Genomic DNA, 23129 nt, shown 5'->3' with positions numbered 1-23129 from the left:
ATATTCTGCGCCCGTCTTGTTATGATTAAAGTCCATGACATACCGAATCGGTTTCGACCGCGATAAGTACATCGAGCTGCAATCCCAGCACATTAAGGCCCGCCGCGAAGAACTTGGCGGCAAATTGTATCTAGAAATGGGAGGCAAGCTTTTCGACGATCTCCACGCCTCCCGAGTCCTCCCCGGATTCACCCCAGACAACAAAATTGCAATGTTGGATCGCATCCGCGACGAAGTGGAAATCCTCGTTTGCATCAATGCCAAGGACCTCGAGCGCCACAAAATCCGCGCCGACCTTGGCATTTCTTATGAGGACGATGTGCTCCGACTCATCGACGTCTTCCGTGACCGCGGCTTTCTTGCAGAGCACGTGGTGATCACCCAACTCGACGACGACAACCGCTTGGCCATGGCCTTCATCGAACGCCTGGAGCGCCTCGGCGTGAAAGTGGCTCGCCACCGCGTGATCCCCGGCTACCCCACCGACCAAGACTTCGTGGTGAGCGAGGATGGTTTCGGCCGCAATGAATACGCCGCCACCACCCGCGATTTGGTGGTTGTGACGGCACCAGGGCCGGGCTCAGGCAAGCTGGCCACCTGCCTTTCGCAGATCTACCACGAGCACCAGCGCGGCACCGCTGCAGGCTACGCAAAGTTCGAGACCTTCCCCATTTGGAATCTGCCGCTTGAGCACCCGGTGAACCTGGCCTATGAGGCAGCCACCGTGGACCTCAACGACGCGAACATCATCGACTCCTTCCACCTGGCCGCCTATGGCGAGCAGACGGTGAATTATAACCGCGATGTTGAAGCATTCCCGCTGCTCAAGACCCTACTTGAGCGCCTGACCGGCTCTTCGCCCTACCAGTCGCCTACCGATATGGGCGTGAATATGGCCGGCTATTGCATCTCCGATGATGCCGCGTGCCGCGAGGCCGCCGAGCAGGAAATCATCCGCCGCTATTTCAAGGCGCTTGTCGACGAAGCAAAGCAGGGCATCGACTCGACCCAATCCGAGCGTGCCGCTGTGGTGATGGCAAAGGCTGGCATTAAGCCCTCCCAACGCAAAGTCGTCGCCCCTGCGCGCGAAGTTGCAGAGCGCACCGGGGAACCAGGCAGCGCCATTGAACTTCCCGATGGCACAATCATCACCGGCCGCACCAGCGAACTGCTTGGGTGTTCGGCAGCGATGCTGCTCAATGCCTTGAAGCACCTCGCAGGCCTTGAAGATGTCCACCTGCTCTCCCCCGGTTCCATCGAGCCGATCCAGCGCCTAAAGACGATGCACCTGGGCAGCCAGAACCCTCGCCTGCACACCGACGAGGTGCTCATTGCGCTTTCAACCTCCGCCGAAACCAATGAGGATGCGGCGAAGGCCCTGGAGCAGCTCAAGAACCTCCACGGTTGCGATGTGCACACCACCACCATCCTCGGTTCCGTGGATGAGGGCATCTTCCGCAACCTGGGCGTGCTGGTTACTTCCGATCCGAAGTTCCAGCAAAAGAAGCTGTACCAGAAGCGCTAAGCAAAGCGCAGCGCCGCGGATCCTTGGGCTGGGCCTGGATCCACGGGCTGTGCCTGAGGCTCTACCTCCACCGGTGCAAACACGGTGCCGGCGGGGTATGTGCCGCAATTATTCGGCGCAGCTTTGCCCTCCAAGCGTGGTTGAATCCACTGATTTGCCACCAAGGCCCATTTAGCAATGCCGGGCGTGTGAGAGATGCTTGGGTCGGTGATATATTCCACCGTCACTCCTGCTTGGCAGTATTTGGTGGCAAGACCACGCACATCATTTTCTAACATGACGCCGTCGCCAAGCCCCTGCTCGCCGGGAATGGTGCCCTCGACAATCCCTCCGTTGGATTGCCAGATCTGCAGCGGAATACTCGGATTGGGCTGCAGACCAATATTGAGGCTATTGACGGCACCGACAAATTCGGGGATAGAAAATGGGTTTTGGTATTCGGGCTTGGCCATATCCACCCAGCGCAGGCCACCATATTGGCCCTCAACTTCTGCGATCGAGGCGCGATTGACGCTTTCGAGGATCCGGATGCCGTAATCGTTGAGGTAGGGGGTGAGATCGAAGCCGGGAATGGAACGAGAAACACCCACGATGGTCATGGCCGAAATGCCAGCCCAGACGGGCGAACCATCGATGTATTTGATGTTATTTGCAGGTGCTACGAGCACACCACCCATGGCGGCGCCGATGAGGTGCTCATTGACATCCGGTGCAAATTCGGGCGCCATTGCAGCAGCCCAGCTCGTAGCAATGCTGCCGCCTGAATAGCCCATCATCGCGATCTGCACGTCTGGCGCAAGCTCACCGGAACGCATGGCGGCGCGAAGCGAATCAAGGGTAACGCGCCCATACTCAGGCCCTACGGCAAAGCGTGCTTCTGGGCCTTCAATATCGGGCAGTGCCACGGCGTAGCCCTGAGTGAGCAGGTTGGCAAAGAAGGCGGTTTCGGCCCACACGGGTGCAGTACCCAAAGAAACATTGCCCGCAATTGCACGCGAGGGGGAATGCTCGGGGTTGAGCGAGTCATACACCGAGTGATAACTGACCATACTGCCATTGAAATTATTCGGAATCGCAATGGAGGTCACGTTGGCCTGGGGTGCGCCAAAGGCATCGGAAGTCTTGTACAACAACTGCACCACGCGCAAAGGCGTTGGAACTCCCAGCACGTGGTAAGGCAGCGTGCGCGAACGGATGACATCACCTGGCTCAAAGGCGCTGAGATCACCGTTGAAGTCGTAGAAACGCTCGCCAACATGAGCATCACGCTCGATAGAAGATCCACCCAAAGGTGAACCAGGCACCGAGCCCATGAGAGCCCCTTGGCCTAAGGGGATCTGGTGCTCACTGATGGAATCTGCAGGTTGTGCATAGGCGGTGGGCAGCATTGCCAAGGCGGTAACCAGGCCCAAGCCAATTGCGAAGGTACGACATTGCATGAGAATCTCCAGCCCTTGATGAATGTTTTATTAGCATAACTGCTTGGGTGGAGAAACTATGCAATACACGCCCTAATCTAGGCCTTGCTCAATGGCCTGCACAATACGATCCACCACCGCCTGATCCCCACTGACTTCTACCTCCTGGCCAGCAGTGATGCCCAAACTCATCACCATGAGCGCACTGGAAGCCTCGACGCCGTTGATAAACACCTCGGCCTCGCCTGCCAATTCTGCAATCTGCGCCGCAGGCCGGGCATGCAAGCCCGCTGCATCCTTCACCACAGCCTTTTTGGTGTAGCCAGCATTAGGTTCTGCGGCTTCTTGCACATCGAAGCTTTTCAGCGCATCCAAGGCCGCCTTGGCCACCTGATCAAGATCATCACCTTGCTGTGCTGCCACAGCGGCGGCGATTGCTCCTTCTACGAAGGGCGCATCCACAAAGCGAAGTGCCTCGCCTTCATGGAAATCCACCACCATTTCCACTGTCATGGTGGCTGATCCTAGGTCGCTGAGTAAGAGCACTTCTAAGCCTTGGGCCAGCAGAGACTCCGCGGCCTGCTCAACGCGGTCATAGGAGGTGCCAATTGAGCCATCTTCAAGCCCGCCGGCGGCGATAATCGTGACCTCGCTTGCCATCTGTTGGGCCAGTTCACGCAGCCCTTCGGCCAAGCGCTGCGAGTGAGAGACAAGCACAATGCCTACGCTCATTGCGCCTCCTGAGCCGTGCGCGCAGCCGCCTCGATAAATAGTGCAGACGAGGTAGCGCCTGGATCTTTATGCCCTAAAGAACGTTCACCCAAATACGAGGCGCGGCCCTTGGTGGCAATCATCTGCGTTGTTGCATCCGCGCCCGCTTGGGCAGCGCCTGCCGCAATCGCGAGGACTTCGGCAGGAGAACCAGAGGCCAATGCTGCGGCGTGGGCAGCCGGAGCCCAGGCATCCACCATGGTCTTTTCGCCCTCCTTGGCTTTGCCGCGCTGTTGAATGCCTTCTAATGCAGCCTGCAGCAGGGCAACCACACCTTCACTGTCGATCTCCCCATCGCCGGCGGCTTTGGCTGCACGAAGAAAGGCGGTGCCCAAAAGCGGCCCCGATGCTCCACCGACGGTAGAAATCAGTGTCTGAGCAGTGGTTTTGAGCACATCGCTGGGGGTTTGGGGTGATTGCGCATCGAGTTTTGCCACCACGGCTTGAAATCCGCGATCCACATTCTCGCCGTGATCGGCATCGCCGATGGCGCGGTCGAGGTCAATCAGCAACTCACGATTTTCAGCCGCAGCGTCCGCGCAGGCGTGAATCCAGTCCAGAGCCCACTGAGTACCTAAGGTCATTTAGAGTCCTTTCATAGGGGTGTCGTAGGGGGCGTCGAAAAGCTCAAGCATGGAGCTATCAACCTTCATCAGGGTCAGGGAGGCGCCTTGCATTTCGAGGCTGGTGACGAAGTTGCCAACAAGCCCGCGTTCGATGCGGATGTCGAGGGCTTCGAGGCGCTGCGCGAGGCGGCGATACAGGATGTACAGCTCGCTGGATGGGGTGCCGCCCATGCCGTTGACCAGGGCGATCACGCGGTCTTCTGGCTGCAAATTCATATCGGCCAGGATCGGATCGAGGAGTTGGTCGGTGATGGAATCGGCGTTGCTCATGGGGATGCGCTTGCGGCCGGGTTCTCCATGGATGCCGATGCCGATCTCCACTTCATCTTCACCCAAATCAAAGGAGGGCTTGCCCACATGCGGCACTGTGCAGGCGCTTAAAGCAACGCCCATGGAACGCACATTGGCGACGGCCTTTTCAGCCACCTCCACCACCTGATCCAGTGAATCGCCGCGTTCTGCTGCTGCCCCGGCGAGCTTTTCCACCAGCACAGTGCCCGCCACACCGCGCCGGCCAGCGGTATAGAGGGAATCTTCAACGGCAACATCGTCGTTGACAATGACTTGGCGCACGTCGATGTCTTCGAATTCGGCGAGTTCTGCTGCGGTATCGAAATTGAGCACGTCGCCGGTGTAGTTCTTCACTATGAACACCACGCCAGCGCCGTGATTCGCGATCTTTGCCGCCTCGAGGATCGGATCTGGGGTTGGGGAAGTAAACACAGGTCCAGGCACTGCGGCATCGAGCATGCCTGAGCCCACGTACCCGGCATGCAAGGGCTCATGGCCGGAGCCGCCACCGGAGACAAGACCAACCTTGCCCTGGGCTTTTGGCTTCGTGCGGTGCACCACGATGGGATCGTATTGCGCTTGCACTTGGGTATGCGCTGCGACGAATCCCTCCACCGTTTCGCGCACCACATCCTGCGGGCTGTTGATGAGCTTTTTCATAATCACACCTTTCGGCTCGACTACGCCCGAGAATACGCGCCTTTAATTAGGGAGGTTCCTCGGATTTTGCACATACGCCCTTTGGTGAAGTGGTGATTTTTACCCCACTAGCCGTAAACCAGGTGATGGAGCCATCTCCAGGTGTTTCGCAGAAGACTTTGCGCTCCGTTTTTAGGTTGTGGTGGTGCCTACACAGCAGTTGGGCGTTGCTCATGCTCGTAGGCCCGCCTTGGGAATATGGAACGACATGGTCGATATCGCACCATTGCGCTGCAATCTCGCAGTCGGGGAAACGGCAGTGCGCATCCCTTCCGATGATTGCCGCGCGCATGGATGGCGGGAAGCGATAGCCCTTCGCTTGCGCGTTGGTGTCTATGCAGCGCTCATGGGCAAAGCGTAGAAGCACGCTTGCATCTTCGGCATTGAAGCGTTCCCCACTGGCAGTGGTGATCTCCTCGCAGTGCTGCTTGCGGTAGACGTTGATGGCTACCTTCGGCGCCTCCCCCAACGCCATGCTGAGCAAGGCTTGAGCCTTGGTGCATTGCTGCTGCTTAGCCAGGGTATTGATCGCTTCCTGGATGGTTTCTATGGCTCCTTCGGAACTGACAAGTTCGAGGCAAGCCCAGCCAGGGGCAACGGAGTAGCTATACAGTGTTTCCAGTGGTTCTGGGGGTGTGGGTTCCGGATCGAGTTGTTGGCGCAGAAAGCGCCGGATTTGGCGCGCCGAAGGCACAGCTTCATCTGCTCTTCTTGGATGAAGGTAGTTGGCCAATAAATAATCAAACCGCGGCATCTCGGATTCGGGTTGGCTAGAGAGTGCATGCCCGATGGCCATGAGGCGTGAAAAGTCTAGGTGCCACAGTGAATCCTGCAACGCGCTGAGCAGGGGTAATTGCCTCAAGGTGTAAATCGCCCAAAGCCTGGAAAGCACATAATCTTTAGAGTGCTGGAGGCTAAACGCAAGATCGAGCGCTGCGGATTCAAAGGCGTATCCGGGCTCTTGGGGCACATATTCGGCCCAAAAGTTGAACTCTTGTTTGAGCAATTGGCGTTGGCGCCGGCATGCTGCATCTCGCATATCGCAGCGGCGATAGTAAGCGAGCATTTCCCCTCCCCCGAGTAGATCACCTGTTCTAAAACCATAATAGAACACATGAGCGAAGCTGGCAAGGGCTCCGCAAAAATTTCTTCTCTATCACCTCTGAGCTGCGAGTTCTTCGGTAGTGGCTCTGTCGATACGCCCGAAGTTATAAAAGGCCGCACACGCACCTTCTGGGGACACCATGCACGTACCAATGGGCGTGTCAGGCGTGCACGCCGTGCCGAAGACCTTGCACTGCCAAGGCTTGATCCTGCCGGTGAGCACCGAGCCGCATTCGCAGGCCTTGGGGTCTGCGATTCTGTTTCCCGGTACCTTAAAACGCCGCTCTGCATCCCAATCCGCATAAGCATCGGCAATGCCAAGCCCTGAGTGTTCAAGCCACCCAAGGCCGCGCCACTCGAAGGTGTCGCGCAGGCTGAAGACCTTATCCATCAGGGCAAGGGCTGCCGGGTTGCCCGTGGGGCGCACTACCCTGGCGTATTGGTTTTGCACTTCCGCATGGCCTTTGGCAACTTGGCCGGAGACGAATTGCGTGAGCAACATCGACACTGCTTGCAAAATATCCAGCGGCTCGAAGCCGGCCACGGCCACGGGTTTATTAAATTCTTGGGCCAGGAAGTCAAAGGCCTTGGTGCCAACGATCGTGCTCACGTGCCCTGGGCCAATAAAGCCGTCTACGGCCGTTTTGCCGCCGTTGATGATGGCACGCATGGGTGGCTCGATGGTGACGTGATTGGAAAAGACGGAAAAATTGCGCACGCCATGTTTCTTCGCAGCCTCCAGGGTGACGGCGGTAGAAGGAGCCGTGGTTTCAAAACCAACGGCGAAAAAGACAACTTCCTTCTCTGGGTGTTCTTGGGCAAGTTTGAGGGCGTCCAGCGGGGAGTACACGAATTGGATATCGCAGCCCTCGGCGCGGGCGTGCATGAGCGAATCCTTTGAGCCCGGCACGCGCATCATGTCTCCGAAGGTGGTCAGCAGCACGTTGGGTTGCTTGGCCATCCAAATGGCATCATCGACACGCCCCATGGGGATCACGCATACCGGGCAACCCGGCCCGTGGATGAGGTCGATAGATTCGGGCAGAAGATTTTCCAGCCCATAGCGGTAAATGGTGTGGGTATGTCCTCCGCACACCTCCATCAGGCGTAGGGGTTCATCGCGCTTGGTGGCAAGTATTTCGGCGTCGTGTTGGATGCGCTGGATTAGGGCACGGGCAGCGGTGGGATCGCGGAATTCATCTACAAATTGCATGGTTTGAGCCCTAAATATCCGAGGTTTTAAAAGAATCGAGTTCGTCTTCAAACGTGTTTGCACCGAGTTGTTGGATTTGCTGCAAGGTGGTGGCCGCTTCTTCCTCATCGATCTTGCTCAGCGCAAAACCCACGTGGATCAATAACCAATCTCCTGGCGCTATTGGCTCTGTGATGAGGTCGGTGCTGACGTTCCTGAGCACCCCAGAGATGGAAACTTTTGCGCGATCCTCACCTTCGATTGAGACGATCTTGGCTGGGATACCTAGGCACATGATTCATCCTTTTCAATCAAGCCATGAGATTGCATTGTGTGCAATGCTTGTGCGGCTTCTTCGGGGCTGAGTGTGCTATGAGAAAAACCATTTTGCACCAACACAAAATCACCCACCGCAACCTCAGGGGTATAGGCGAGACAAATCCGCCGCTCCTGCCCCGCCATCGTCACCGTGGCCATGGGCATGAGCCCAGGTTCAATGCGCTGAATCTTCGCCGGCACACCCAGGCACATCCTCTTCACCTCCATCGATACGGATCCGCATGGCACCCTCCGGAGCTTGCACAATGGGCAAACACGGATTGACTATGCGAATCGCCTGCTCGAAGCCCCTTCCATTGTCCTCCGTGTCCTCTGCCGCATCAACCTTGTTGAGCAACTGTGTTAGCCACGCCTCATTTTGCACGGTAGGCGTGAGGATTCGTGCCGAAACCAGCGCGCCTTGCGCATCGGCAAAATACTCGTGGGCAAGGAGTCCGCGTGGGCCGTCGACAAGCCCGATGCCATGATTTGATTGCAATGGCTCGGCCTGCGTGAATTCGATATTGCCGCTGATCACGCGCTCTAAAGTATGCAGCGTTTGAGCGATATTTGCCCCAAGCACTCGGTATATTACCTGCTCACCGCCAATATTGAGCATTGGAACGGCGCTGGCTTGCATAAAAGCTGCGGGGCTGAGTAACTGCGAAAACCCCAGCTTTTCGACGCACACCTGTTGCCCAAGTGGGTGCGGGGCTAAAGAGACGCTCGCGCCATCGAATGCAGGTGGCGCGGTTGATTCTGGTGGCTTTGAAGGAAGATTGATTGCGCGCAATGCAGACCAATCCACCTCCTTGCGCACCCCTCCCGGCACCGCGACATCTGGGAAATGGGTACTGCAACCGGCAGTGGCCTTAATCGCCTTGCCCAAAGCGATAAAAGCGGGCAGCTTGCGCATGATGCCGAGCTGCTCAAGGTTGCTGCCCAGAAGCAACACCAGGCGAGTCATCTGCGCTGCCTCTGGAACATGATCAATGCCCATGACCTGCTCCAATGCTTTCACACCAGCCAGATGGTGCGGAACCGGACAGATGCCGCAGAGGTGCTTTACCAGGTCCGGCACCTCCTGTACCGGACGCCCAATGAGCATGGGCTCGATCGCGGGCAAAGCACTAAGGTCTAATTGGAGGCCTTGCGGTGTGCGCTTTAAACGCACCTCGAAAGGATCAATGAATTCATTTACTGCGATGCGCTGAAGAAAGTCACTCACGTTGCTCGGCTCCTCGCTAACATCAACAATATGCACGAACTCGGGCTATTAACCTCCGTGGTAGACGTGGTGATCAAGGCGGCGCAGGGGCGCACCGTGGAATCAGTCAACCTCGAGGTGGGTGAACGATCCGGTGCCGTTGTAGAGGCACTGCACGCTGCCTGGCCACTTGCCGTGCGCGGTGAGGTATCGAGCGCGCGTTTAATCATCGACGTCGTTCCAGCGACTGTCTGGTGCCCAACATGCGCATGTGAACAACACATTGACCAGTTCTTTGCCTTGGCGTGTCCGGTCTGCGATACCCCCACAGCAGACCTGCGCAGGGGCAGAGAATTTCGCGTATTAAGCATCGAAGTCACCTAAACGCCCCAACGCTGCAATACTGCCTCGGCCTGCAAGCAGGCCTCACCCAAGCTTTCTTCAACGCACTTGCTCAAACCAATATGCAATTCAGTACTGTGCGCCACGATTCCCACCACCGCAACCCGCTCGGGTTCTTTACCTAAAAGGCGTGCTGCACTGAGCAAATCTAAAAGGCCAACCTGGTGGGGAGACAATTGTTGCTGCAAAAGACGAGGAATCTGATCCCCTTCGATGGTGTGCACCTGGCCAGGAGCACCAGGGCCTGCAAGCGCATCAAGCACGAGCAAGTCCTTCGCATCTTCGATAGCGGGAAGGTTTTCCATGCCCGCGGTGCCACCGTGGATAAATTGCACGCCAGCGCGCGGACGTTGTGCCAACGCATCCAAGATGCTTAATCCCACACCATCATCGGACATGATCTGATTGCCAATACCAAGCACAGTAACTTGCATCTAGCCCACCTTCGGAGCATCCATTGGCTTGGTGCCGCGACGCAACCACACACCGCCATTGATCATCGAAGACACACCACCGTGGCGCTCCACCGAATCGGCGCGAACCGCAAGATAGACGTGGATCACCACAAAGGCCCAAAGCACGAACATGATTATTGCGTGGATGAAGCGGATGGTGGGCACCTGCACCCAGTGCATTGGATAGGCCATCGCGCGCCAGAACCAGTTGTACTGGTTATACAGCCCATAAAGGGCTAAGCCTGTGTACATCTGCAGCAGGCAGATGGCATAAATTCCGGTATAGCTTAATTGCTGCAGCGGATTGTGCGCCAAGTAGGTGGGGCCGTGGCGATCGAGAAAGAGGTAGTAGCGAATTGTTCCTTTGAGGCCTTCCCAATCTTTCTTGGAACGAAGCGGCCAAAGGCTACGCCAACGCAGTTGCTTATCTCTTGCGTAGAAGGCTAACCAGAGGCGAGTAGCCCCCAGGAAGAGCCACCCGAAGCCGCAAAGATAGTGCACAAAACGCACCAGGCCGAACATATAGCCAGTATCGGAACTTGAGCTCGGCACGGGCAAGAGATCCGGGGCCATGATCAAGTATCCGGTGATGCTCAGCCCAATGATCAAAAACATATTGGCCCAGTGCTGCACCCTGAGCGTTACCGACCACAAATTCACCCGAACCCACGCATTTGGATTACGCGCAACTGATGCTACTGCGGCGCGCCGGGACTCTACGGCGAGCGCGATCACGCCTTCCATATAGAACGTGCCCACCTCGCCCTGCTCCCCCACCTTGGCGCTGGCTACAGCAAGGCAGCGATAACCAAGGCGCTCCATCATTTCCACCTGCTTGCGCAAAGGAGTGCGATCCTCAGCATTGACCTCGGCTTGAGCGAGCACCGACTCGAAATCGCCGCGCATCACCACTAAATCTTGGGGCTGGTTATCAATGAGGAAGCCTGCAACGCGCGCAAGGGAATAGCGGCGATCTGGGGTTGCTGCTTCAAAGCGCTGGGCATAGATGCGCTGAATATCCGGTCGATTCTTCTTCAGCGATGCAGCGAGCGCTTCGTCTACTGGGTCTTTGGCTTGCTTAGGCGTTGCCAGCGCCATCGCGAGCAGGCGCCCAGCAGTGAGCCTTCGACATGAATAGGTATCTGCTACAACCACCACTCGCTGTTCATCAATACTGCCCTGTGGGTTATAGGCTGCTGGGCGAACACTCAGGCTCATGGGGTAATCACCTCAAAGGTTGGGTTCCCGTCGGGATCGAGCACATGCACCGCGCAAGACATGCACGGATCAAAAGAGTGGATGGTGCGCAAAGGCTCAAGCGGCTGCTGCGGATCTACCAGCGGATGCCACTTGCCACGAGCCTTACCCCGACCGTCTTTTTCCCCGCCGAGGGATTCCTCATAAGGGCCGAGCTGCCCTTCTGGGTCGCGGCCACCCGCAAGCCAAGTGGTGGGCACCACGGCCTGGTAGTTTTTCACTTTCTCATTTTCGATGGTGAGCCAGTGCGAAAGGCAGCCACGGGCTACTTCCATCATGGCGAATCCCTCAGCCTGCTTGGGCCAGGACTTTGGCTCCCAACGGGTGGGGTCGAACACTTCGATGTCTCCGGCTCGAAGCCTTCTGGTGAATTCAGGCAAAAGGACATTCAGCAGCGCATCGGCCGTGGTCACGGCCTCCACCGCCCGGGCTAAGGTGCGCCCAGCGGTGGAATTAAGCTGATGGATTTCCAAATCCAGCTTCTTTAATACCTCATCAACCATCTGCTTAGTCTTCGGCTCGTCTTGGAGATACGCCAGCAAGACTCGGGAGACGGGCCCGACTTGGACTGCGCGGCCGTCGTAACGCGGTGCTTTAGACCAGGTGTACTGTTCCCTATCCGCCAGCCATTCATAGGGAGGTGTAGGGCCGGTGTAGTTCACCGTGGTTTCGCCCTCAAGGGGGTGCAGGCCCACATCGTTTCCGGCCTCATAGGAATACCAGGCAGAGGAGATATATTCCTTGATCTTGTTCGTATCCAGAGGCTGGATCTTGGTGTAGTCGCCATCGAGGATCACACCGGGTTTGATTTCTCGGTGATGGAAGCTCACCGGCACACCTTGAGGAGTACCCCGATAGGTGGCACCAGCCATGCCCACGGCCAGGAAGTTCGGGGAAGAAGCACCGATATCGAAGTAGTCCTTATAGGCGCTCATGATGGCCACGGCGTCGGGGTAATAGCATTCGTTGATGAACTCGTAAATCTCCTGCGCCCAGGCCTGCACCTGATCCAGCTTTACCTGATTTACGGTTTCCGATTTATCGGGGTCAATTTGGCAGGCCATGCCGCCGACGAGGAAGTTCGGGTGTGGGTTCTTGCCGCCAAAAACGGTGGAGATACGGATAATCGAGCGTTGATACTGCAGCGCATCCAGGTAGTGCGATACCGCCATGAGGTTGGCCTCTGCGGGCAGGCGATAATCGGGATGATCCCAATATCCTCCGGTGAAAATGGAAAGCTGCCCAGAATCGAGCACCTCTTGGATTTTGGCTTTGACCTTGGCAAATTGTTCGGGCGTATTGCCCTTCCAGCTACTGCCGATGGACTTGGCAAAATCGGCGGTTTTCTTCGGATCTGCCTCTGCGGCGCTGACGACGTTGACCCAGTCCAGTGCGTGCAAATGATAAAAGTGCACAACGTGGTCGTGCGCCTCATGGGAAGCCATCACGATATCGCGGATCAATTGCGCTTGAGGCGGAGGTACGGAGCCGATGGCGTCTTCTACTGCAGTGACACTTGCTACGGAGTGTGTGCCGGTGCAAACGCCACAAATGCGTCCGACAAATGCCCACACATCACGCGGATCGCGGCCTTGCACGATGGTTTCGATCCCACGAAATTGCGTGGTTTCGCTCCACGCATTGGTGATTTTCTCATCTTCTCGTTCCAGCTCAATGCGCAGGTGGCCTTCGATGCGGGTGAGCGGATCGATCACTACTTTCTCGGCCATTAGTTTTCCTTTTCTTCCTTTGCCTGCGTCCCGGCATCGCCATCTGCTTCAGGCGCATCGCCGAAAGCGGCAAGCAGTTCAGTATCGTGTTGGCTATTGCGCACCTTGATGGTCTTGAACGTGGTGATGCCTGCATGGGCAGCAACACCAACGGCTGCGGCACCCACGAGGCCTAAGCCGACTTTTTCAACCGTGGATTCAATGCCGAAGCCGCTGACGTTCGGAAGCTCCTCGTAGAAGGGCGTGAAACGATCAAAGAAGTGCTTTTCGGTACAGCCAATGCAGGGGTGGCCGGCGCCGATGGGCCAGTCGGTGTGCATATTCCATTGAATGATCGGGCAGGGAGAAAAGGTAGAGGGGCCTTTGCAGCCAACCTCGTAGAGGCACCAGCCATTCTTGGCGCCTTCATCGTCGAAAGAGCGAACGAATTGCCCGGCGTCGAAATGCGCGCGCTTGGGGCAAGAATCGTGAATCCTCTGGTCATAGGCGAAAAGCGGCCGACCTTCGGCATCGACCTTGGGCGGCTGGCCGTGGGTGAGCAGATAGGTGATGGTGGCGGTAATAACTTCACCGATGGGCGGGCATCCAGAAACGTTGATCACCGGTTTGTTCTTGATAATCTCATCTACTCCCACTGCCCCGGTGGGATTGGGTTTTGCCGCTTGCACTGATCCATACACTGCGCAGGCACCCACGGCGAGGATGGCGTCTGCGTTTTCGGCGGCTTCGATGAGGATCTGCTCGGCCGATTTGCCGCCGATGGTGCAATACACGCCGTTTTCATTCAGCGGCACGGAGCCATTGACCACCAAAATGTGTGGAGTGGCATTGAGCTGCTCGAGGGCCTGTTCTGCGGCCTGCCCGGATGGGGCCATGACCAGCTCGTTGTAATTCACACTGAGCAAGTTGAGCACCATATCTTCGATGGTGGTGCCGCCTGATCGCAGCACTGATTCCATGCATCCGGTGCATTCTTGGAGCTGCAGCCATGCAACATTTGGTTTTTCTACCTGTGCAAGCTTCTGGGCAATCTCTTGTGCCTGGGCTTCGGAGCCCATGGAGGGCACGCCCGTGGCGAAAATCGCGGCGAGGCCACCGCAGAACTTTAAAAAGGAGCGGCGGCTTATGCCTTGGTGTTCCAATGCTTCGCCGAGGTTGTTGCCCTGCCAATTGTTGTTCAGGGCCATCATGATCGACGGTTCCCTTTCTTTAGCCCAAGGATCTACCCCTTACTGTATTGGCAAAGACACTGTTCAGAGAGGATTTATTCTTGGGCAAAGTTGGGAAAAGTCGCTCTTTTCGGCATATCCTGGGGCTTCGGCCCTATGTCACTTCCCGCTCGTGGTTGGGATCACGCTACAGTGCCGGGGTATGGGCCGCTCTAATACCCCCAAAAATGGCTATGTCCGGCGGGAATGCTGGGTGACCCACTTAAGCCAGTCGGCAACCCCTTCCCCTGTAAAGGTGGAAAGTTCGAAGATTTTTGCCTCTGGGTTCACTTGGCGCAAGTTCTTTCTGAAGAGCTCAAGATCGAATCTTAAATAAGGCAACAGGTCGATCTTGTTTACCACCACGGCCTCAACGCTGCGGAACATCACCGGGTACTTCAGCGGCTTATCTTCGCCCTCCGTAACGGAGTAGACCATCGCCTTTGCATGCTCGCCAACCTCGAATTCTGCCGGGCACACGAGATTGCCCACATTTTCAATGAGCACCACATCTAGCGTGGAGAGGTCGAGTTGCTCCAAAGCCCTAGCCACCATTGGGGCATCCAGGTGACATTCGCCGCCGAAGCCATCGCCGGTGTTGAGCAGCGCGATCTGCGCGCCGAGATCTTTGAGGCGATCGGCGTCGATGGAGGTTTCTATATCGCCCTCCACAACGCCCGCGCGAATTCCTTCTGATTGGAGATGTTCGAGGGTGAGCTTGAGCAGCGAGGTTTTTCCAGATCCTGGTGCGCTCATGAGGTTGATGGCGCGCACGCCATGAGCTTCGAATGCTTCCCGATTATGTTCGGCGCGGTGGTCGTTTTCGTGGAAGATGTCTTCTAATACTTGGATTCGCTCGCGGCCTGTCTCGTATCCCGAGTGATCCCCGTGCTCGTGGTGCGGGTGCTCGTGGCCTTCGTCGTGGCGGTGGAATCGTCCCATTATCTGCTCCTCAAAACTTCAATATCGATCACGCGGAATTCTTCGCCTTGAATCACCGTGCCCGGCCTGCCGCATTCGGGGCACAAGACGCTGTATTCCCCGTTCATGCCGCCTTCAAATCCGCAATCGCAGCGGATTATGCAGGGTAAAAACTCCAACGCGAGTTCGCTATCTTCTAGCGATGTTTCACGTGAAACAAAACGCCAGGCGTAGTGCAAAGAAGCCGGCACCACCTGCCTCAACGCCCCGATTTCTACGTTGATGCGCGCAACGGGGCGTCCCTGGGCGGCCCTCTTCACCACGGCCGCGAGCTGAGTAGCAAGCGCAACTTCATGCACGTCTCCCACCCTAATCGGTAGATTTGAAGCCATGAGTCGCCTTGATGCCGAGGATCCAGAAATCAGGGTACGTCTCACCCTTGAAGGGGTGGTACAAGGCGTAGGTTTTCGCCCACATGTGATGGCAACTGCGCAGCGCTGCGGTGTTCGGGGATTTGTGGGCAATAGTGATACCAGCGTCTTTATCGAGGCCCAAGGGCATACACAGGCGGTCCGGCGGTTTGAGCAAGAGGTGGTGGAACAATGCCCACCGCTTGCAACGGTAATCAGCAGCACTTCCCAGCGAATGCCCTTGGTGCAAGAAGAAGCTGCATTTCGCATCGTCGAATCAACACATACCTCGGGCGTGCGCAGCCTCATCCCTCCCGACGTAGCAATGTGCCCAGATTGCCGCAATGAACTTAAGAACCCGAGCAATCGGCGCTACCGCTACCCCTTCATCACCTGCACCCAATGTGGCCCGCGCTTGAGCATCATCCAAGACCTGCCCTATGACAGGCCAGCGACCACCATGCGCGCCTTTGATATGTGCGAGCGCTGCACGAAGGAATACCAAGATGTGCACGACCGCCGCCACCATGCCCAGCCCATTAGTTGTTTTGATTGCGGCCCCACACTTTGGCTGGAAGGGGCAAGCGGAGATCCGCTCACCCAGGCGCGCGAAGTGCTGCGTAAAGGCCAGGTGCTGGCGCTTAAAGGCATCGGTGGCTTTCACCTGATGGTGCGCGCAGATGATCCTCAGGCCGTGGAGCTTCTGCGCCAGCGAAAGCACCGCCCTTATAAACCCCTTGCGCTGCTTGCCCGCGATATCGAGATGGCAAGAACACTGATTCAATGCCCCGATGCGCTATTGCAGCAGCCGGCCCACCCCATCGTGATCGCCCAGAAGCAACAAGGAGCACCGGTGGCCGAGAACGTGGCGCCGGGAATGCAGGAGCTGGGCGTGATGCTGCCCTACTCCCCGGTGCACGAGCTCTTGATCAACGACCCGGAGGATCCGCTCGACTTTGCCCTCGTGGCAACGTCCGGCAATCCCTCGGGAGAGCCCATCGCCATTGATAATGAACAGGCGCTGAAGCGACTAGCGGGCATTGCCGATGCCTTCGTTTTGCACGATCGCGGCATTGCAATCCCGGTGGAGGATTCGGTGATTCGCTATTGCGCAGATGGCCGCGTTCTTCCGATTCGGCGCTCAAGGGGATATGCGCCACTGCCTATCCCGCTTGCTTTCGACGCCCCCAGCGTCTTGGCCATCGGCGCGGAGATGAAAAATACCGCGGCACTAACAGTTGGCAGCTTTGCCCACCTCAGCGGCCATATTGGAGATATGGCTTCCCCTCAAACGCAAGTGGCAGCGAGCAGTGCTCGCGAGCAGCTTCTGGCAATCCGCCGCGCTGAACCGAAACTGGTTGTGGCCGATATGCATCCAGGCTATGCCTCCACCGCCGTGGCCTTTGAACAAGCTGCGGCCTTGGAGCAAGGTGCCGACGTACTTCAAGTGCAGCACCACCACGCGCATGCCTTATCGCTTTTAGCGGAGCACTCAATTTCCAGCGGGCCTGCAGCGGTGTTGTGCATCGATGGCACCGGTTATGGCGAGGATGGGACGATATTTGGTTGCGAGCTACTCAGTTTTTATGAGGATCTTCTGCAACCAGAGCGAGCCTGGCATCTACCAACCTTCCCGCTACTTGGCGGTGATCATGCCATCCGCGAACCCTGGCGCGCATTGATTGGCGTGGCACATGCATGGAAGCTGCCGCTTGGAGCGGCAGAAGATATAGCCATGTGGGATGGGGTGAGCCGCAATATTGAGCAAGGGGTGCCTACGTCTTCGCTTGGCAGGCTCATCGACGCCGCCGCTGCCGCCTTGTGGCTCTACGGTGATGCGGCATTGCCAGGGGCTCAAGAATCAAGCTATGAAGGCCAGGCCGCCTGCGAATTTGAGGCATTAGCGGCCCAGGCAGCAGCGGTGCAGGTGCAGGCTGAACACCCGCGCCGGGCCTTTGCGCTGTTGCTTGAACAAGCGGGCTTGAAACCTGCAGCGCAGGTGGCACGAGAGTTTCTCGAGCGCATCGGTTTGTATTTCGGCCAAGCGCTTCTTCAGCAGCCTGGGGTGCTCGGGGTCAGTGGCGGCTGCGCGGTGAATCAGATACTGGTCCAAGCAATCCGCAGGCCAATAGAGCAGGCGGGCAGGGTATTGCTTGAACATGAGCAGGTGCCCGCCAATGATGGTGGGCTCAGCCTCGGCCAAGCCTATGCAGGCGCACTGTATTTGCGCGGCTTTTAACAGATCCTGGGCAAAGGATCACCCACCAGCATGTCCACCATGCGTGTGCCTCCAAAGCCGGTGCGAAGCACCACCGAATGTGCAGGTGAATCGGCAATTCGGCCGATGATGGCGGCTTCTTCGGCACCCGCAGCGTGCAAGGCTTCGAGTGCGGCCTGGGCATCGCTGCCCTTGACTACGGCAATGAAGGTGTCTTCATTGGCCACGTAGAGCGGGTCAATGCCGAGTACGTCGCAGGCGCCACGGGTCATGGGGCGCACGGGGATGGATTCGTCTTCTAACACCACGGCAAGGCCACTGGCTTGGGCAAGCTCATTGCATACCGTGGCTACTCCCCCTCTGGTTGCATCGCGCATGAAGTGCGTTTCTGCCTGCTTGCACATGGCATCGATCAGGTGGTTCACGCTGCGGGTATCGGAATCAATGGCAGCTTCCATTGCAAGATCTCCGCGGGCCATCATCACTGCCATGCCGTGATCGGCGATTGGGCCTGAAACCAGGACTGCGTCGCCAACTTCCACCCTGGAAGGCAAAGACTCACGCCCCTGCTGGACTACTCCCACGCCTGCGGTGGTGATGTAGAGCTTGTCGCAGGCGCCTTTGGGCACCACTTTGGTATCGCCGGCGATAATCTTGACCCCGGCGAGTTCGGCGGCACGCTTCATGTCTGTGCAGATCCGGCGCAAGGTGTCTACATCAAGGCCTTCTTCGAGCACGAATGCTGCGGTGATGACCTTCGGGCATGCGCCGGCTACGGCTAGGTCATTGACCGTTCCATTGACTGCTAGTTCTCCGATGCTGCCGCCTGGGAACTCAATCGGATTAACCACATACGTATCCGTTGACATGGCCAATTGGGTGCCTTCTCCGAGCGCGCTGAGCTCCACAATGCCTGAGTCTCCGGCGGCGTGTAATGCCTCGTTATCGAAGATTTCAAAAAACACGTGCTGCACAAGCGCTGCCGAGGCTTTGCCTCCTGCGCCGTGTGCCAGGGTGATCACGGAATCCCGAAGCCTCGAACCTCGCTCGCGAACCTTGGAGATTTGCAGATTCACATGCTCTTCGTTGGTGTTGAGGCGATTTTTCGGGTCCATAATTCGAGTGTAGCCACCCGATGGCGCCTAAATCAGGCGTTGCTCCCGCGCCTTAGTAATGGCCTCGGTACGGTTGCTCACACCCAATTTGGAGTAAATATGCACCAGGTGCGTTTTCACCGTGGCCTGAGAAATAAAAAGCTTTGCCGCCAAGGCCTTATTGGTGGCTCCGCTGGCAAGTTCCTGCAAAATCTCAATTTCACGCGAAGAAAGCGCCTGCTGCGGCTGCGCTACTCGCTGCATCAACGCGGTGCTTACCTCGGGAGCTAAGGTCCTTTGGCCTTTCGACGTCGCCACGACCGCATCATGCAAGGCCTGCTCAGGGGCATCTTTGAGCAGATATCCCATGGCCCCGGCCTCCACGGCGGCCACAATATCTGCTTGGGTGTCGTAGGTAGTCAGGATCAGCACCGGAGGCCCACCGGATTCCACCAGTGTGCGCGTCAGGCTAATGCCATCTACCTCGGGCATCTGAATATCGCTGACCACCACGTCGATGTTCTTGGTGTTCTCAGCGCTAATGCCTGCACCGCTACTGGCTTCGGCTACGACGGTGACGTCTTCAAAGCTGTCGAGGATAGCGCGCAGGCCGGCGCGAACCACCGGGTGGTCGTCGATAAGCATGACGCGGATCATGGCACTAGCTTAACGTTTGCTGGTCAGCGGTAGGCGACATGCCAGGGTGCTGCCGTGTTCATTGGGCTCGAAAAGGAGGCTGCCGCCCACAAGTTCCACACGCCGAGCCATGCCTTCGAGCCCGAAGCCCTCCCCCTCAACAGAGCCCGTGGCATTGCTGCCATTATCGACGATATCCAGGCTTAATTCGTGCTCCCAGATGCCTTGAGTGATTACCACTTTGGTGGCGTCGCTGTGCTTGATCACGTTATGGATGCCCTCTTGCGCCACCCTGAGCGCGGTCCTGAGTATCGGCTCCGGCAAGGCTTGCTGCTGGCCAAGCACCGCAACGGAAATGTCGATGCTGCGTTGCAGGGCTGCTTGGGTGCGCATGGTGCGCTGCGCTAGATCTTCAAGGGCCTGATCTAAGGGCTGATCACTCTTCGGAGAAGCAAGATCGCGAACGAAACGCCTGGCCTCATCCAAACCTTCCTGGGCTTGGTCATGAATCAAGCGCAGTTGATGTGCCGTCTCCCCCGTCGCTGAATGCTCCGCAGCACGCGAAAGCAACACGATAGAACTTAGGCCTTGGGCGACAGTATCGTGGATTTCTCTTGAGAGGCGCTCTCGCTCTTCCATGCGTCCTGCCTCTTTTTGGCGGTGGGAAAGCTGAGCTTGGGCGTCGAGAAGCTCTAAAGCAATAGCCTCATTTTTTGCAGCTACCTGGCTTAAAACCGAATACACATGGTGGATCACCACCGCGAAGCTCGCGCCGATCAGCGGGCCAAACCACTGCCCAAAGGTGAAAGTGGGTTGATGGATCAAGGGCAAAAACGCCGCCATCGCCCACAGCAGACCCACCGCCGCGATCCCCTTGAGCCCAGGAAAACAGTGCAGTACCACAAACACGAGGGGGAACATCAACCAAATAAATGCCGGGCTGAGGATCACGGCCAAAGCCCAAATACCCACCACCGCCACGAGCCACACAGGAACCCAGCGGGCATATTGGATGCTGGTTCGCCCCTGATGCCCACGGTTTTCTAAAACCGTGCCCGCTAAGTAGAGCCCTCCGAGCAAGACGGTGGTGCCAAGAACGCAGACGGCATGGAAGGCATGATTGCCGTTGTTGATGGCGCTGATCATGGCAAAGAGGAGCAGCGTGGCAAACATTACGTGCAATGCAACGCGCAGCAGTGTGAGCAGATTGGCGGCGGAGGCGGGGGTATTCACCATGCCAAGTCTAGGCCGGATCAACCAGGTGGTTGATTGGAACTTCGCCCACCTTCCCGACGCGCCCGGGCGCCGCGATGAGCAGGATGGAAAGCAACGTTGCTACAAAAAGGAGTTCCATGTTCCTGTCCATTCGAGAAATCCGCCACGCCAAAGGGCGCTTTACGCTCATCGGCTCGGTGATCGCTCTGATGACGCTGCTGGTGGTGATGCTCACCGGCCTCACCGAGGGCTTAGGCAAGCAGAACATTGCCGCTTTGGAGTCGCTACACCCCGACAAGGTGGTGTTCGCGGCACCGAGTGATAAGGAAAAGCCCGAGGCCTCTTTTAGCTCATCGTCCATTTCTGAGGACGTGCTTGCCCAGGTGAAGGGCGAATCTGGTGTAGAAGAAGCCACACCGCTTGGCACTACACAGACTCGCATGGAAGGCCCCACCGGTGCGCAGCCGGTAGCGGTGCTGGGCATGCCCGAAGGAACGCAATTGCCCGAAGGCCGCGGCACCGTCGGTGATGGCGTAGTGGTTTCGAAGACCGCCGCCGAGGAAACCGGGGTGAGCGTTGGCAGCAGCATTACTCTTGGCGGGCAAAACGTGCAGGTGAAAGCGATTGCGGAGGACTCCTTCTACTCTCACAGCCCCGTCGTGTGGGCCGATACCGCCACCTGGCAGGACGTCAGCCATGCCAAGCCGGGCACCGTCGGCACCGCAGTGCTGGTCACCGGTAGCTTGGACGGCGATATTCCCGGCACCGTGAGCACCAACCTGCGCAAGGCCTTCGATGCGCTCCCCGGTTACGCCTCTGAGCATGGTTCTTTGGTGAGCATGCAAGGCTTCCTCTACGGCATTTCCGCGCTGGTCACCGTGTCGTTTTTGACCGTGTGGACGCTGCAGCGCACCCGCGAAATTTCCGTGCTAGCCGCCCTCGGTGCATCGAAGCGCTACCTCTTTATCGACGCGCTCACCCAAGCGGCGATCGTGCTGGGTATTGGTGCGCTTATCGGCGCGCTGCTTGGTGCAGGTCTTGGTGCCCTGGCCCAGGGTGCGGTGCCCTTCGAACTCTCCGCGTTTACGGTGCTCGCCCCCGCAGTAATCATTTGGCTTCTTGGTTTGGTGGGCTCCGCTTTGGCGGTGCGCAAGGTAACCAAGGTTGATCCCCAACGCGCACTCGCCGCGGCTTAAGAAGAAGGTAGAAGAGATGAACAACGTTGTTTCGCTTATCGACGCCACCGTGGTCTACCCCGACGGCGAATCCACCATCACAGCGCTCGACCACGCCACCCTGGACCTACGCGCCGGGCAGGTGCTGGGAGTTGTGGGTGAGTCCGGCTCCGGCAAGTCCACCATGCTGTCCGTGGCTGGTGCACTGCAGGTGCCGACCTCCGGCGAGGTGATCATCTGCGGTGAGCACGCAGAGAAGGCCAGCGTGGTCGAGCGCACCGAGATCCGCCGCGAGCACATTGGTTTTGTGTTCCAGTCCCCCAATCTTTTAGGCGCACTCACCGCGCGCGAACAGTTGCTCATTACCGAGCACCTGCGCGGGGTGCGTGGCAAGGCGCTGCGTGCCCAGCGCGAGCGCGCCGAGGAATTACTGCAGCGCGTTGGCCTGGAAGGCATGGGTGATCGCCGCCCCGAGCAGCTATCCGGTGGCCAACGCCAGCGCGTGAACATCGCCCGCGCCCTGATGAGCAAGCCTCAGCTTCTGCTTGCCGACGAGCCCACGTCCGCCCTTGACGCAAAGCTCTCACAGGAAATTGTGCAGCTCATTCGCGAGCTGACGGACGAATTCCAATTCGCCACCATGATGATCACCCACAACCGCAGCCAACTGGATATTGCCGACCGCATTGTGGAGATGCGCGACGGCAAGATGCAGGAGATTCCCGCCAGCAAGGTTGGGGTGTAGCTCCGGCTACCAGCCCAGCAGTTCCGGCAGTTCCGATAGGAAAGCCCGGAATGCGTTGGGCACTGCTGCCTTAGAAACGAATGTGGCGGTAACCTGGAGCAGGTGGAGTTGGGTGGGATCAAGGGCGTAGAGCGTGAGTGAGTGGTAGGCAATATCTTCTAAGGAATAGTGCGCATCAATGAGGTAGGTGCGAGCATTGATTGGGATCACCGATGCCTTCGCGTACCGAGCCCACTGCGACTCCGCTTTGACGGCTGATTCGAGTTCAGATGAGGTGATTTGCTCTTCTGAGGTGAATTGGAGAATTGCCACTGAGTCGCGCACCTCCAGGTCAGGATGTGGAGGTGCCTCGGAAGCTACAAACACTCTGCCGCCGGTGACCGTGGCCAGATCGGGGTGCAGGATCCAATCGTCACCGACAAACTGTGCAACCTCAGCCTCTGCAGCGGCGTTGTTGGTCAGGGCGAGATGGTGTGACTGAAGGATCGATTCTGTGGCACTCGGCATGGTGG

24 protein-coding genes are annotated in these 23129 nt (G+C 57.7%); 5 read left to right on the top strand and 19 right to left on the bottom strand.

Annotated features, from left to right (window positions below; all coding sequences use genetic code 11):
- Positions 1–34: 34 nt before the first annotated feature.
- Positions 35–1525, top strand: coding sequence for a DUF1846 domain-containing protein (locus CPPEL_RS10900; protein ID WP_123961137.1), 1491 nt, complete (start codon positions 35–37; stop codon positions 1523–1525).
- On the opposite strand, the gene CPPEL_RS10895 is transcribed toward CPPEL_RS10900, so the two are convergent.
- The 9 genes from CPPEL_RS10895 to CPPEL_RS10855 all read right to left on the bottom strand — a co-directional run bounded on the left by CPPEL_RS10895 (position 1522) and on the right by CPPEL_RS10855 (position 9172).
- The gene (locus CPPEL_RS10895; RefSeq protein WP_245990455.1) at positions 1522–2964 is read right to left on the bottom strand and encodes a lipase family protein; all 1443 of its coding nucleotides are present in this window, start codon (positions 2962–2964) and stop codon (positions 1522–1524) included. The two genes, CPPEL_RS10900 and CPPEL_RS10895, sit on opposite strands and share 4 nt — an antisense overlap.
- A 72-nt stretch (positions 2965–3036) precedes the next feature.
- A complete protein-coding gene (dhaM, locus tag CPPEL_RS10890; protein WP_123961136.1) occupies positions 3037–3675 on the bottom strand; it encodes a dihydroxyacetone kinase phosphoryl donor subunit DhaM in 639 nt (212 codons plus the stop codon).
- On the bottom strand, positions 3672–4298 hold the full coding sequence (gene dhaL, locus CPPEL_RS10885) for a dihydroxyacetone kinase subunit DhaL (RefSeq protein ID WP_123961135.1): 627 nt from the start codon (positions 4296–4298) through the stop codon (positions 3672–3674). The genes dhaM and dhaL overlap by 4 nt, the downstream gene beginning before the upstream one ends.
- Complete coding sequence (dhaK, locus tag CPPEL_RS10880) at positions 4299–5291, bottom strand: dihydroxyacetone kinase subunit DhaK (protein ID WP_123961134.1); 993 nt, start codon at positions 5289–5291, stop codon at positions 4299–4301. It abuts the gene before it with no gap.
- A 46-nt stretch (positions 5292–5337) separates the two neighbouring features.
- Positions 5338–6396: an HNH endonuclease signature motif containing protein gene (locus tag CPPEL_RS10875; protein ID WP_123961133.1), complete on the bottom strand. Its 1059-nt coding sequence runs from the start codon at positions 6394–6396 to the stop codon at positions 5338–5340.
- A 90-nt stretch (positions 6397–6486) separates the two neighbouring features.
- A complete protein-coding gene (gene hypD, locus CPPEL_RS10870; protein ID WP_123961132.1) occupies positions 6487–7647 on the bottom strand; it encodes a hydrogenase formation protein HypD in 1161 nt (386 codons plus the stop codon).
- 10 nt (positions 7648–7657) lie between these two features.
- The gene (locus tag CPPEL_RS10865) at positions 7658–7921 is read right to left on the bottom strand and encodes a HypC/HybG/HupF family hydrogenase formation chaperone (protein WP_123961131.1); all 264 of its coding nucleotides are present in this window, start codon (positions 7919–7921) and stop codon (positions 7658–7660) included.
- On the bottom strand, positions 7912–8145 hold the full coding sequence (locus tag CPPEL_RS10860) for a HypC/HybG/HupF family hydrogenase formation chaperone (protein ID WP_206608932.1): 234 nt from the start codon (positions 8143–8145) through the stop codon (positions 7912–7914). Before CPPEL_RS10860 ends, CPPEL_RS10865 begins: the two co-directional genes overlap by 10 nt.
- The gene (locus CPPEL_RS10855; protein ID WP_123961130.1) at positions 8120–9172 is read right to left on the bottom strand and encodes a nickel-dependent hydrogenase large subunit; all 1053 of its coding nucleotides are present in this window, start codon (positions 9170–9172) and stop codon (positions 8120–8122) included. The genes CPPEL_RS10860 and CPPEL_RS10855 overlap by 26 nt, the downstream gene beginning before the upstream one ends.
- A gap of 30 nt (positions 9173–9202) precedes the next feature.
- Between CPPEL_RS10855 and CPPEL_RS10850 the strand changes: the two genes are divergently transcribed.
- Positions 9203–9535: a hydrogenase maturation nickel metallochaperone HypA/HybF gene (locus CPPEL_RS10850; RefSeq protein WP_123961129.1), complete on the top strand. Its 333-nt coding sequence runs from the start codon at positions 9203–9205 to the stop codon at positions 9533–9535.
- On the opposite strand, the gene CPPEL_RS10845 is transcribed toward CPPEL_RS10850, so the two are convergent.
- The 6 genes from CPPEL_RS10845 to CPPEL_RS10820 form a co-directional block, all read right to left on the bottom strand.
- On the bottom strand, positions 9532–9987 hold the full coding sequence (locus tag CPPEL_RS10845) for a hydrogenase maturation protease (protein ID WP_123961128.1): 456 nt from the start codon (positions 9985–9987) through the stop codon (positions 9532–9534). The genes CPPEL_RS10850 and CPPEL_RS10845 overlap by 4 nt on opposite strands.
- Complete coding sequence (cybH, locus tag CPPEL_RS10840; RefSeq protein ID WP_123961127.1) at positions 9988–11226, bottom strand: Ni/Fe-hydrogenase, b-type cytochrome subunit; 1239 nt, start codon at positions 11224–11226, stop codon at positions 9988–9990.
- Entirely contained in the window at positions 11223–12995 is a 1773-nt protein-coding gene (locus CPPEL_RS10835; RefSeq protein ID WP_123961126.1) for a nickel-dependent hydrogenase large subunit, read from the bottom strand. The genes cybH and CPPEL_RS10835 overlap by 4 nt, the downstream gene beginning before the upstream one ends.
- Positions 12995–14185: a hydrogenase small subunit gene (locus CPPEL_RS10830; protein WP_245990454.1), complete on the bottom strand. Its 1191-nt coding sequence runs from the start codon at positions 14183–14185 to the stop codon at positions 12995–12997. Before CPPEL_RS10830 ends, CPPEL_RS10835 begins: the two co-directional genes overlap by 1 nt.
- 210 nt (positions 14186–14395) lie before the next feature.
- A complete protein-coding gene (hypB, locus tag CPPEL_RS10825) occupies positions 14396–15145 on the bottom strand; it encodes a hydrogenase nickel incorporation protein HypB (protein WP_123961125.1) in 750 nt (249 codons plus the stop codon).
- Positions 15145–15516: a hydrogenase maturation nickel metallochaperone HypA gene (locus CPPEL_RS10820; RefSeq protein WP_123961124.1), complete on the bottom strand. Its 372-nt coding sequence runs from the start codon at positions 15514–15516 to the stop codon at positions 15145–15147. Before CPPEL_RS10820 ends, hypB begins: the two co-directional genes overlap by 1 nt.
- Between CPPEL_RS10820 and hypF the strand changes: the two genes are divergently transcribed.
- Complete coding sequence (gene hypF, locus CPPEL_RS10815) at positions 15515–17773, top strand: carbamoyltransferase HypF (RefSeq protein ID WP_123961123.1); 2259 nt, start codon at positions 15515–15517, stop codon at positions 17771–17773. The genes CPPEL_RS10820 and hypF overlap by 2 nt on opposite strands.
- On the opposite strand, the gene hypE is transcribed toward hypF, so the two are convergent.
- Genes hypE through CPPEL_RS10800 form a run of 3 tightly spaced genes read right to left on the bottom strand, consistent with a single transcriptional unit; the run spans position 17770 to position 20718 of the window.
- Positions 17770–18867 carry a hydrogenase expression/formation protein HypE gene (hypE, locus tag CPPEL_RS10810; RefSeq protein WP_123961122.1) on the bottom strand — a complete coding sequence of 366 codons (1098 nt, stop codon included), beginning with the start codon at positions 18865–18867 and terminating at the stop codon, positions 17770–17772. The two genes, hypF and hypE, sit on opposite strands and share 4 nt — an antisense overlap.
- A gap of 27 nt (positions 18868–18894) precedes the next feature.
- Positions 18895–19503 (bottom strand): response regulator transcription factor, encoded by a 609-nt coding sequence (locus tag CPPEL_RS10805; RefSeq protein ID WP_123961121.1) that lies wholly within the window; start codon positions 19501–19503, stop codon positions 18895–18897.
- A 9-nt stretch (positions 19504–19512) separates the two neighbouring features.
- Positions 19513–20718 carry a histidine kinase gene (locus CPPEL_RS10800; protein ID WP_123961120.1) on the bottom strand — a complete coding sequence of 402 codons (1206 nt, stop codon included), beginning with the start codon at positions 20716–20718 and terminating at the stop codon, positions 19513–19515.
- Between the two features lie 116 nt (positions 20719–20834).
- On the opposite strand from CPPEL_RS10800, the gene CPPEL_RS10795 reads away from it, so the two are divergent.
- Positions 20835–21893 carry an ABC transporter permease gene (locus CPPEL_RS10795; protein ID WP_123961119.1) on the top strand — a complete coding sequence of 353 codons (1059 nt, stop codon included), beginning with the start codon at positions 20835–20837 and terminating at the stop codon, positions 21891–21893.
- 16 nt (positions 21894–21909) lie between these two features.
- The gene (locus CPPEL_RS10790) at positions 21910–22617 is read left to right on the top strand and encodes an ABC transporter ATP-binding protein (protein WP_123961327.1); all 708 of its coding nucleotides are present in this window, start codon (positions 21910–21912) and stop codon (positions 22615–22617) included.
- A 6-nt stretch (positions 22618–22623) separates the two neighbouring features.
- On the opposite strand, the gene CPPEL_RS10785 is transcribed toward CPPEL_RS10790, so the two are convergent.
- A complete protein-coding gene (locus CPPEL_RS10785; RefSeq protein ID WP_123961118.1) occupies positions 22624–23124 on the bottom strand; it encodes a hypothetical protein in 501 nt (166 codons plus the stop codon).
- Positions 23125–23129: the final 5 nt, after the last annotated feature.

The organism is Corynebacterium pseudopelargi, from assembly GCF_003814005.1.
In the GTDB taxonomy this organism is placed as follows: Bacteria; Actinomycetota; Actinomycetes; order Mycobacteriales; family Mycobacteriaceae; genus Corynebacterium; species Corynebacterium pseudopelargi.
This window is presented reverse-complemented; position numbering and strand designations above follow the sequence as displayed.

Bases quoted from the DNA above. Each gene is read 5' to 3' on its own strand.
- CPPEL_RS10790 (WP_123961327.1), top strand. From the start codon at position 21,910: ATGAACAACGTTGTTTCGCTTATCGACGCCACCGTGGTCTACCCCGAC.
- dhaK (WP_123961134.1), bottom strand. From the start codon at position 5,291: ATGAAAAAGCTCATCAACAGCCCGCAGGATGTGGTGCGCGAAACGGTG.
- hypE (WP_123961122.1), bottom strand. From the start codon at position 18,867: ATGGACCCGAAAAATCGCCTCAACACCAACGAAGAGCATGTGAATCTG.
- CPPEL_RS10795 (WP_123961119.1), top strand. From the start codon at position 20,835: ATGTTCCTGTCCATTCGAGAAATCCGCCACGCCAAAGGGCGCTTTACG.
- CPPEL_RS10875 (WP_123961133.1), bottom strand. From the start codon at position 6,396: ATGCTCGCTTACTATCGCCGCTGCGATATGCGAGATGCAGCATGCCGG.
- CPPEL_RS10900 (WP_123961137.1), top strand. From the start codon at position 35: ATGACATACCGAATCGGTTTCGACCGCGATAAGTACATCGAGCTGCAA.
- hypD (WP_123961132.1), bottom strand. From the start codon at position 7,647: ATGCAATTTGTAGATGAATTCCGCGATCCCACCGCTGCCCGTGCCCTA.
- CPPEL_RS10800 (WP_123961120.1), bottom strand. From the start codon at position 20,718: ATGGTGAATACCCCCGCCTCCGCCGCCAATCTGCTCACACTGCTGCGC.
- hypB (WP_123961125.1), bottom strand. From the start codon at position 15,145: ATGGGACGATTCCACCGCCACGACGAAGGCCACGAGCACCCGCACCAC.
- CPPEL_RS10835 (WP_123961126.1), bottom strand. From the start codon at position 12,995: ATGGCCGAGAAAGTAGTGATCGATCCGCTCACCCGCATCGAAGGCCAC.
- CPPEL_RS10820 (WP_123961124.1), bottom strand. From the start codon at position 15,516: ATGGCTTCAAATCTACCGATTAGGGTGGGAGACGTGCATGAAGTTGCG.
- CPPEL_RS10895 (WP_245990455.1), bottom strand. From the start codon at position 2,964: ATGCAATGTCGTACCTTCGCAATTGGCTTGGGCCTGGTTACCGCCTTG.
- CPPEL_RS10865 (WP_123961131.1), bottom strand. From the start codon at position 7,921: ATGTGCCTAGGTATCCCAGCCAAGATCGTCTCAATCGAAGGTGAGGAT.
- CPPEL_RS10830 (WP_245990454.1), bottom strand. From the start codon at position 14,185: ATGATGGCCCTGAACAACAATTGGCAGGGCAACAACCTCGGCGAAGCA.
- CPPEL_RS10850 (WP_123961129.1), top strand. From the start codon at position 9,203: ATGCACGAACTCGGGCTATTAACCTCCGTGGTAGACGTGGTGATCAAG.
- hypF (WP_123961123.1), top strand. From the start codon at position 15,515: ATGAGTCGCCTTGATGCCGAGGATCCAGAAATCAGGGTACGTCTCACC.
- CPPEL_RS10785 (WP_123961118.1), bottom strand. From the start codon at position 23,124: ATGCCGAGTGCCACAGAATCGATCCTTCAGTCACACCATCTCGCCCTG.
- CPPEL_RS10805 (WP_123961121.1), bottom strand. From the start codon at position 19,503: ATGATCCGCGTCATGCTTATCGACGACCACCCGGTGGTTCGCGCCGGC.
- CPPEL_RS10845 (WP_123961128.1), bottom strand. From the start codon at position 9,987: ATGCAAGTTACTGTGCTTGGTATTGGCAATCAGATCATGTCCGATGAT.
- cybH (WP_123961127.1), bottom strand. From the start codon at position 11,226: ATGAGCCTGAGTGTTCGCCCAGCAGCCTATAACCCACAGGGCAGTATT.
- dhaM (WP_123961136.1), bottom strand. From the start codon at position 3,675: ATGAGCGTAGGCATTGTGCTTGTCTCTCACTCGCAGCGCTTGGCCGAA.
- dhaL (WP_123961135.1), bottom strand. From the start codon at position 4,298: ATGACCTTAGGTACTCAGTGGGCTCTGGACTGGATTCACGCCTGCGCG.